The organism is Streptomyces sp. NPDC002130, from assembly GCF_040296465.1.
Classification (GTDB): Bacteria; Actinomycetota; Actinomycetes; order Streptomycetales; family Streptomycetaceae; genus Streptomyces.
Genome location: NZ_JBEOXI010000840.1, coordinates 1 through 1,422 on the forward strand (window position 1 = coordinate 1; position 1,422 = coordinate 1,422).

A 1,422-nucleotide genomic window follows, 5' to 3' on the forward strand; every position below is an offset into this window, starting at 1 on the left:
CTGGTCCGCACGGGCAAGGTGCTGTACGTCGGTGTCTCGGACTGGCCGGCCTGCCCGCTGATCGACGGAATCCAGGCGTCGTCGGGTGACAAGTTCGACATCGTTGCCACCGCCAACGCCGCCGACGCTCTCTCTCGGATCGACAACCGCGACGCGATCGGCGCCATCGAGATCGGTGACACCGTGACCGCACGTATCGCCACCGGCGCGGGCGCCTCGACGGTTTCCGTGGTGAGCAGCTTGGCGCATTCCGTCGCGGAGCAGACGGGGCAGCAGGTCACGGTGATCGACTCGGCGCCCGTCACGGCGCGCGACTCCTCGACCGTCGGGCTCTTCTACTTCTTGATCGTCTGCACCCTCGGTGGCTACCTGACCATCACGGTGCTCAGTCAGGTTGCGCCGAGAATGCGGCTGCGAGAGCAGTATTCGATCCTGGCCGGTGCGGCGGTACTCACCCCGCTCATCGCCTTCGGAATCACCAGCATCTTCATGCACGCCTTCGGGGCGTCGGTCGGTCAGATCGTGCAACTGCTGGGGATCTCGATGCTCTACACGTTCACCGTCGGTGCGGTGAGCATCCTGCTCAATCGACTGCTCGGGCAGGCCGCGATCTTCGCGGTGCTGACGGTGCTCGTCTTCATCAACTTCCCGAGTTCGGGCGGTGCCATCCCGGTGTCGTTCCTGCCCGGATTCTGGCAGCACATCCATTCGTTCTGGCTCGGATCAGCGGCCATGGAGCCCATCCGCTCCGTCATCTACTTCGGTGGGAACGGCGCCGGACCGCACCTGCTCGTTCTGGGGATCTGGCTGGTCGCGGCACTCGGCCTGACCGGACTGCTCGCCTCTCGGCAGTCGAAGAAGGCAGCAGCGCACTGAGCGTGGTGGGGCCGGCGATTGCCGACCCCACCCGAACTGTTTACTTCAGCCGTACCGCGTCGGTGCCCGGCCCGTCCAGCATCGCCGACCCCAGCAGGATCTCCGGAATGCCGAAGCCGTCGATCAGCGTCTCGACGTGCGGACGCAGGGTGCGGCACCGCTCGTTGATTCCGCGCGTCACGGCCTTCGAACGCTCCACCGACAGGTGCCGGTGCTCCATGAACCAGGCCTTGTCCTCCTCGATGACGGACAGTGCGTAGAGATCGCACACCTCGCCGAAGAGTTCCTTTGCGGTCTCGTCCTCACACGAGTCGATGCCCGCGACGAATGCTTCCAAAATGACGCGCTCGATGTGCGCCTGAGCGGCTTTGAGCACGTGGTCCTGCACGAAGTTGAACGCGTCGAACGGGTTTTCCTCGCGCTTCTGTGCTGCCTGCAATCGCCTTGCCGCAGTGGCGAGTAGGTACTCTTCGCGGTCTTCGAACACTGCGGCTGTTGTTCGAGCGCAGATGGCGCCGTCCGACCAGGACGAGCCCTTCGGGGCGT

Annotated in this window: 2 protein-coding genes; one reads left to right on the forward strand and one right to left on the reverse strand. The window is 64.9% G+C overall.

What is annotated here, in order from left to right:
- A partial coding sequence (locus ABT116_RS46160) for an ABC-2 transporter permease (RefSeq protein ID WP_502984076.1) occupies positions 1-876 on the forward strand: 876 nt, incomplete at its 5' end.
- A 40-nt stretch (positions 877-916) separates the two neighbouring features.
- On the opposite strand, the gene ABT116_RS46165 is transcribed toward ABT116_RS46160, so the two are convergent.
- Positions 917-1,422, reverse strand: a 506-nt coding sequence (locus ABT116_RS46165) for an acyl-CoA dehydrogenase (protein WP_351647188.1), incomplete at its 5' end; no start/stop codon positions are given.